The organism is Streptomyces zhihengii (assembly GCF_016919245.1).
In the GTDB taxonomy this organism is placed as follows: Bacteria; Actinomycetota; Actinomycetes; order Streptomycetales; family Streptomycetaceae; genus Streptomyces; species Streptomyces zhihengii.
This window is the reverse complement of record NZ_JAFEJA010000001.1, coordinates 6,405,575-6,412,500: the sequence shown is the minus strand read 5'-3', so window position 1 is coordinate 6,412,500 and position 6,926 is coordinate 6,405,575. Positions and strand designations below refer to the sequence as shown.

Sequence of the window (6,926 nt, the reverse complement as noted above, 5' to 3'; positions counted from 1 at the left end):
ACCCCGAGCGCAACACGGGCGGCGGCGGTAAGCGCAAGGCCCTGTTGTCCGGCGTGGTCCGCTGCTCGAAGTGTCAGGCCGTCGTCACTCAAGGGTGGAGTAAGAAGAACGCGGCGGGCGAGCGGTACCGCATCTACACCTGCTCGGGTGGCCGGTGCATCACCTGCCCAGCGGACCCGCTCGACTCGTTCGTGGTCAGGAAGGTCATCGACAGGGCCGAGGAGTGGAACGCGGCACCGGCCACGGATGCCGCGGACGAGGAGCGAGAGGCCGAACTGCTGGCCGAGGAGACGGCCGCATCCGAGAGGCGCACCGCCCTGGCGGAGATGTTCGCCGTAGGGGACATCGACGCGTCGACCCTGCGGGCGGGCATCGGCAGGTGTGACGCCGACCTGACCAAGATCAGGGCCGAGCTGGCAGACCTGGCATCACAGCGGGCGCGTGTCGACCTGGGCGACGTCGAGTACCTGTGGGAGGAACTGGACTACGAGGACCCCGACCGCATCGACTACGTGCGGACCGTCGTCATGCAGGTCTGCGAGCGAGTCGAGCTGATGCCGCGCGGTCGGGGGGTCCGGTCCTTCAAGGGCGAGCACTGCCGGATCACGTTCCGGAACCCCTGAGATCCGGTCGCGGAGGGCCGAGTCGGCTGTCCGCGCGAAGTGAGCACGGGCCCTGTCTGACGAGAGTCGGGCGGGGCCCGTCGTCATACCCGGCGAGAAGGGCCCGGAGATCACTCAGCTACGAGAGAGGGAGGACCCCGTTCAGGGAGCCGTCCCGTGTGGCGCTGCTCTGTCCGGCCATCCGCTGACGCACCCCGGCCACCTCACTGTGACTGAGCGCTTCATCTGGCGATTCGTGGAGACCGATCGTCACCCGTGTGCTCCACTGATGCCGTGTCGCCGAGTCTGGGGCACGGCCAGCCTGGCGACCGCGCGCTTGGCAGCCTCACGGTGGTCGAGGCGAGGCGCCGGCCCTCGCGGGCCCGCCAGATCGCGGCCGGTGAGCGACTTGGCTTCGACCGTGGTCCAGTCGGAGCGGTGCACCACGGCGGTGTGTCCTTCCACGTGGGCTTTGCCGTCCTTCCAGTCGTCGGGCGGCGCCATGAGGACGCGAAGCTCTTGATGGCTCAGCCACTCCAGTCCGAGGACCTGGCGGCCGAGGTGGTGTTCGATGAGTGACACGGCGGTACCGGTCTCCAAGTGGACGAGGAGAAGCTCCCCCTCGAAGAAGTAGCCGCCGTCGTACTCGCCTGATCCCACGGCGAGAAGCGGGAGAGTCGGATGGAAAGCCATCGCGGTCACGGGGTACCGAGATAGCAAGAGCCAGCGACGGCGGGCGCGGTCGGTGACGTGGAAGAGACCAACCGTCTCCGCCTCGTCGTACTCGCGCTCGCCAGCCACGGCGACAAGGCTTCGCCGCTTGTCCGTGACGACGAGGACGGGATCGCCGATCCCGGTGAAGGGGGCGTCGGAGCCATCAGGATCGGCCGAGAACGAGGTCATGCCGAGGATCCTCGCAAGGATCCGGGCCAGGCGGGCGGCCGGGTGTCACTGCACTCCCGACTGTCCACCTCGCTCAGCGCGCCAACTCAACCGCCCACTCGCCAGATGAGTTGAAGCGCGCAGTCACGCCCACTCGTCTGGCCTGAGCCGACGCACGTCGGCAGTCACTCGACCGGCCAGGAACGCGTCACGAGCCGCGCTCGCGGACGATCATGCATCGCCTGACCCAACTTCCACACCGACTCGCCGGCGAGCCGTCAGCGAGGCACACAGCGGCTCAGGCTCCCGTGGCCGGTTTGGCTCGCGGGCTCAGTCGGTATGCCGAGACCGTCGGATCACCGGCTAGGTAGAACCGGTGTTGCCAGTCGTGGGCCTTGCTCACGCCCACCCGGGGACCGACCTGGGTGAGCGCGGCAGGTACCGGCTCACCCTCGGACAGCACGACCGAGGTACCTGTCAGGAGGTCTGCGCCGTTGTGCTCCGCCGTGATGCCGAGTGCCTGGCAGAAGTTCCCCGGACCTCGGGCAAGCCGTGGACTCTCCACCCTCTCCCCTCGCCGCTTGCGTGCCAGGTCCTCGCCCTCGATGACCCTGCCTGCCCGGATGAGGACGGCCGAGGCGATGCCGTCCGTCCCGGTGACGATGTTGGCGCACCAGTGGAGACCGTGGGACCGGTAGACGTACAGGTGTCCTGCGGGTCCGAACATGACGGCGTTACGGGGTGTCTGGCCTCGGTAGGCATGGGAGGCTGGGTCAGCCGTACCGGAGTACGCCTCGGTCTCCGTGATGGCGATGCTCACGGTTCCCTCGGGGGTCCTGGAGGTGAGGACGCTCCCGAGCAGCCTGGGGGCAACCTCTTCGGCAGGATGGGCGAGGAGATCAACGTTCATGCTGACCGCCTTGACATGCCGTAAGTGAAGTACACGTACGCGTGTCCGGGCGGGCCGAACATGACCTCGTTGCGCGCGGTGCGGCCGCGAAAGGCGTGGGAACCGGGATCGGACTCCCCCGCGTACGCCTCGACCTCCGTGATGCGCAGGTGGATCGGGCCGCTGCCGGTGCGGCGGACCAGGGTGCGGCCCAGGAGCTGAGGGGCGGCGTCGAGGACCGGGCGGTCGAAGAACGAGCGGGGCAGCGGCGTACGGTCGGGGCTCTCGGTCATCGGACCGAGCGTACCGGGGAACCGACCGCGGCCTCCGGGCGTATGTATCGGGCGTACGCAGGGAACCCGCACCGGTGGCCGTCCGGCCGGCGGGGGCGGCGGTGCCCGTGCGACCCGTAGCGGAAGAGAAGCGCAAGAGAGGGAGTGGACATGGGCTTCAAGAAGCTGCTCGCGAGCCTGGGTGCCGGTGGTGCCTCCGTGGAGACGGTGCTGTCCGAGGAGAACGTGGTGCCGGGCGGTGTCGTCCAGGGCGAGGTCCGCATCCAGGGCGGCTCGGTGGACCAGCAGATCGAGGGCCTGTCCGTCGGTCTCCAGGCCCGTGTCGAGGTCGAGGGCGGTGACCACGAGGTCAAGCAGGACATCGAGTTCACCAAGGTGCGTCTGGGCGGGGCGCTCGAGGTGAAGGCCGGCGCGGTGCACGTGGTGCCGTTCGGGCTGGAGATCCCCTGGGAGACGCCGGTGACGACGATCGCCGGGCAGCGTCTGCACGGGATGGACATCGGGGTGACCACCGAGCTGGAGATCGCGCGCGCGGTCGACTCGGGCGACCTCGACCCGATCCATGTGCACCCGCTGCCGGCGCAGCAGGCGATCCTCGACTCGTTCGTGCAGCTCGGCTTCCGCTTCAAGAGCGCGGACATGGAGCGCGGGCACATCCGGGGGACGCGGCAGAAGCTGCCGTTCTACCAGGAGATCGAGTTCCTGCCGCCGCAGCAGTTCCGGGGTCTGAACCAGGTGGAGCTGACGTTCGTCGCGGACGAGCGCGAGATGGACGTCATCCTGGAGATGGACAAGAAGCCGGGCCTCTTCAGCGAGGGCAGCGACTCGTACAAGGCGTTCCGGGTGGGTCACCACGACTTCGGGTCGACGGACTGGGCCGCGTACCTGAACCAGTGGCTCGCCGACGTCGGCGGCCGGCGCAACTGGCTCTGAGGAAGACTCTAGGCTCGGAGCCGAAGACCCACTGGTACAGCCGATTCGGAGGTATTGACGTGACCGAGCAGCAGCGGGCGCCTCTTCCGCACGACTTCCATCCGCCGGTGCCGTCGTTCACCGTGGTGAGCGAGGACATCGAGCCGGGCTCCGTGCTGAAGAACGCCCAGGTGCACGCGGAGGGCGACACCTCGCCGCAGTTGCGCTGGGAGGGCTTCCCGGAGGGCACCAGGAGCTTCGCCGTGACGTGCTTCGATCCGGACGCGCCGACGGGCAGCGGCTTCTGGCACTGGGTGCTCTTCGACATCCCCGTCTCGGTCACCGAACTGCCGGCCGGTGTGGGGAGCGGCTCGTTCGCGGGGCTGCCCGCCGGGGCGGTCCACGCCCGCAACGACTACGGCTCCAAGAACTTCGGCGGTGCGGCCCCGCCGCCCGGCGAGGACCACCGGTACGTGTTCACCGTGTACGCGGTGGACACCGAGAAGCTGGGGCCGGACGCCGACACCCCGCCGGCGGCCGTCGGATTCAATCTGCGTTTCCACACGCTCGGCCGTGCGCAGTTGATCGCCCATTACGCGAGTCCGTCCGGAAGCTGAGCGGCTGTGCCCGGCGAGGCGCCGGTCGTGACCTGACGGTGTGAGCCGATTGTTCGTTTTCCGTTTGCCCTGCCCTGGTTCTGGAGAGATCAGGGCAGGGCAGTTTTGTTGCCAGGGGTCGGGGGTTCGTCTCTCCGGCAGGCACAGATATTGCGTTGTCCATCCCGGCGCGCCCGGCCAGAGTTGTTGCGAGCCCGAGCCCGAGCCCGCCGACGGGGCCGGGCCGGCGAACGGGAGGTGGGCAGAATGCGGACCACGCTGGTGCTGAACGCGAGCTTCGAGCCGTTGTCGACGGTGTCCCTGAACCGTGCCGTGGTGCTGGTTCTGCAGGACAAGGCCGTGGTCGAGCAGTCCCACCCCGCGCTCCGTGTCCGTGCGGCCGCCGTGGAGCTTCCGGTGCCGCGGGTGATCAGGCTGTGCCGGTACGTACGGGTGCCGTTCCGAAGACAGGCGCCGTGGTCGCGGCGGGGTGTGCTGGTCAGGGACCAGCACCGGTGCGCCTACTGCGGCAGGCGCGCGACCACCGTGGACCACGTCGTGCCGAAGTCGCGCGGTGGCGCCGACTCCTGGATGAACACGGTGGCGTCGTGCGCGGAGGACAACCACCGCAAGGCGGACCGGACTCCGGAGCAGGCCGGGATGCCGTTGCTGCACCAGCCGTTCGTGCCCTCCCCCGCGGAGGCGATGCTGCTCGGCCTGCGGTCGGGTGAGCGGGACGCGCTGCCCGACTGGCTGACGGCCACGCCCGCCGCGTAGCCGCCCCGCACACACCGGAGCCCGTCCCCGTGAGCGCACGGGGACGGGCTCCGGTGTGTGCGGGCCCGCGGGGTCTACCGCAGGAGGAGCTGGACGATCGCGAAGACGCCGACGACGACGATGAAGACGCGCAGGGCGAACGGGGGGAGCCGGCGGCCGATCTTCGCGCCGAGCTGGCCGCCGATGGCGGAGCCGACGGCGATGAGGAGGACGGCGGTCCAGTCGAAGTCGGCGACGAAGAGGAAGAACAGCGCGGCGATGGTGTTGACGATGGCGGCGAGGACGTTCTTCACCGCGTTGAGGCGCTGGAGGGTGTCGTCGAGCAGCATCCCCATCAGGGAGAGGTAGATGATCCCCTGGGCGGCGGTGAAGTAGCCGCCGTAGACGCTGGCGAGCAGGAGCCCGCCGAAGAGGACGGGTCCGCCGTCGGCCCGGGTGACGGTGCCGGTGCGTTCGCGGCGGCGCTGGACCGCGGCGGAGATCCTGGGCTGGAGGACGACCAGGACCAGGGCGAGGGCGACCAGGACGGGGACGATGGTCTCGAACGCCGTCGGGGGCAGCATGAGCAGGAGCACCGCTCCGCCGAGGCCGCCGATGGCGGCGGCCACTCCGAGGCGGAGGATCAGGGGGCGCTGGCCCCTGAGTTCCTCGCGGTAGCCGATGGCGCCGCTGATGGAGCCGGGGATCAGTCCGAGGGCGTTGGAGACGGTCGCGGTCACGGGTGGCAGCCCGACGGCGAGCAGGACCGGGAACGTGATCAGCGTTCCCGATCCGACGATGGTGTTGATGGTGCCTGCGCCGACTCCTGCGGCGAAGACCGCCAGTAGCTCCCAGATGGACACGCCATGCCCTCCGCGTTCGGTGAGACGCCTCCCCGCCGTGAAGGTCGAGGGGCCTCACCGATCATGCACGAGGGGTTCCGGCGTCAGTCGATGGGGGGCTGCTCCCGGCGGTCGGCGGTGCCGCCGGTCTGCTTGGGGACGCCGCCTCCGCCGCCGCCCATGCCGGCCATGGGGTTGAAGTTGCCCATGGCGCCGCTGAGGCCCTTGAGGGCGTCGCCGATCTCGCTGGGGACGATCCAGAGCTTGTTGGCGTCGCCCTCGGCGATCTTCGGGAGCATCTGGAGGTACTGGTAGGCGAGCAGCTTCTGGTCCGCGTCGCCGGCGTGGATGGACTCGAAGACCGTGCGGATGGCCTGGGCCTCGCCCTCGGCGCGCAGGGCCGCCGCCTTGGCCTCGCCCTCGGCGCGCAGGATGGCCGACTGCTTCTCGCCCTCGGCGGTGAGGATCTGGGACTGCCGGATGCCCTCGGCGGTGAGGATGGCGGCGCGCTTGTCGCGGTCGGCGCGCATCTGCTTCTCCATCGAGTCCTGGATGGAGGTGGGCGGTTCGATGGCCTTGAGCTCGACGCGGTTGACGCGGATGCCCCACTTGCCGGTCGCCTCGTCGAGGACGCCGCGGAGGGCGGCGTTGATCTCCTCGCGGGAGGTGAGGGTCCGCTCCAGGTCCATGCCGCCGATGATGTTGCGCAGCGTGGTGACGGTGAGCTGCTCGATCGCCTGGATGTAGCTGGCCACTTCGTAGGTGGCGGCGCGGGCGTCGGTGACCTGGTAGTAGATGACCGTGTCGATGTTGACGACGAGGTTGTCCTGGGTGATCACCGGCTGGGGCGGGAAGGGGACGACCTGTTCGCGCAGGTCGATGCGGTTGCGGATGGAGTCGATGAACGGGACGACGATGTTCAGTCCCGCGTTGAGGGTGCGGGTGTAGCGGCCGAACCGCTCCACGATGGCGGCGCTGGCCTGCGGGATGACCTGGATCGTCTTGATCAGGGCGATGAAGACCAGCACCACCAGAATGATCAGGACGATGATGATCGGTTGCATCGCGTTCCCCGTGCCCTTCGCTGCCGGTGATGAGCGGACCGAGCGTGTGCCGCGGGCCGGGCCCGCGTGGTCCTGCACTTGTCGATGATC

8 protein-coding genes and 1 pseudogene (1 of these 9 cut by a window edge) are annotated in these 6,926 nt (G+C 69.3%); 4 read left to right on the top strand and 5 right to left on the bottom strand.

The features are described 5' to 3' along the window. Positions 1–623 carry the 3' portion of a recombinase family protein gene (locus JE024_RS27330; protein WP_205376128.1) on the top strand. 826 nt of this gene lie to the left of the window's left edge, so 623 of the gene's 1,449 nt are visible here — the last part of the coding sequence; the start codon falls outside the window, past its left edge; its stop codon occupies positions 621–623. 249 nt (positions 624–872) lie between these two features. On the opposite strand, the gene JE024_RS27325 is transcribed toward JE024_RS27330, so the two are convergent. The 3 genes and pseudogenes from JE024_RS27325 to JE024_RS27315 all read right to left on the bottom strand — a co-directional run. Continuing rightward, positions 873–1,505: a hypothetical protein gene (locus JE024_RS27325; RefSeq protein WP_205376127.1), complete on the bottom strand. Its 633-nt coding sequence runs from the start codon at positions 1,503–1,505 to the stop codon at positions 873–875. 277 nt (positions 1,506–1,782) lie between these two features. Further along, positions 1,783–2,394 (bottom strand): DNA-3-methyladenine glycosylase, encoded by a 612-nt coding sequence (locus tag JE024_RS27320; protein ID WP_205376126.1) that lies wholly within the window; start codon positions 2,392–2,394, stop codon positions 1,783–1,785. Between the two features lie 14 nt (positions 2,395–2,408). Next, positions 2,409–2,666, bottom strand: a pseudogene (locus JE024_RS27315) (DNA-3-methyladenine glycosylase); the annotation flags it as partial. Between the two features lie 150 nt (positions 2,667–2,816). Here JE024_RS27315 and JE024_RS27310 point away from each other — a divergent pair. The 3 genes from JE024_RS27310 (at position 2,817) to JE024_RS27300 (ending at position 4,951) form a co-directional block, all read left to right on the top strand. Continuing rightward, positions 2,817–3,599 (top strand): sporulation protein, encoded by a 783-nt coding sequence (locus tag JE024_RS27310; RefSeq protein ID WP_205376125.1) that lies wholly within the window; start codon positions 2,817–2,819, stop codon positions 3,597–3,599. Between the two features lie 59 nt (positions 3,600–3,658). Then, positions 3,659–4,195, top strand: coding sequence for a YbhB/YbcL family Raf kinase inhibitor-like protein (locus JE024_RS27305; protein ID WP_205376124.1), 537 nt, complete (start codon positions 3,659–3,661; stop codon positions 4,193–4,195). 246 nt (positions 4,196–4,441) lie between these two features. Continuing rightward, positions 4,442–4,951: an HNH endonuclease gene (locus JE024_RS27300; protein ID WP_205376123.1), complete on the top strand. Its 510-nt coding sequence runs from the start codon at positions 4,442–4,444 to the stop codon at positions 4,949–4,951. A gap of 74 nt (positions 4,952–5,025) precedes the next feature. On the opposite strand, the gene JE024_RS27295 is transcribed toward JE024_RS27300, so the two are convergent. After that, the gene (locus JE024_RS27295; RefSeq protein ID WP_205376122.1) at positions 5,026–5,793 is read right to left on the bottom strand and encodes a sulfite exporter TauE/SafE family protein; all 768 of its coding nucleotides are present in this window, start codon (positions 5,791–5,793) and stop codon (positions 5,026–5,028) included. A gap of 83 nt (positions 5,794–5,876) precedes the next feature. After that, positions 5,877–6,836 carry an SPFH domain-containing protein gene (locus tag JE024_RS27290; RefSeq protein ID WP_147990507.1) on the bottom strand — a complete coding sequence of 320 codons (960 nt, stop codon included), beginning with the start codon at positions 6,834–6,836 and terminating at the stop codon, positions 5,877–5,879. Positions 6,837–6,926: the final 90 nt, after the last annotated feature.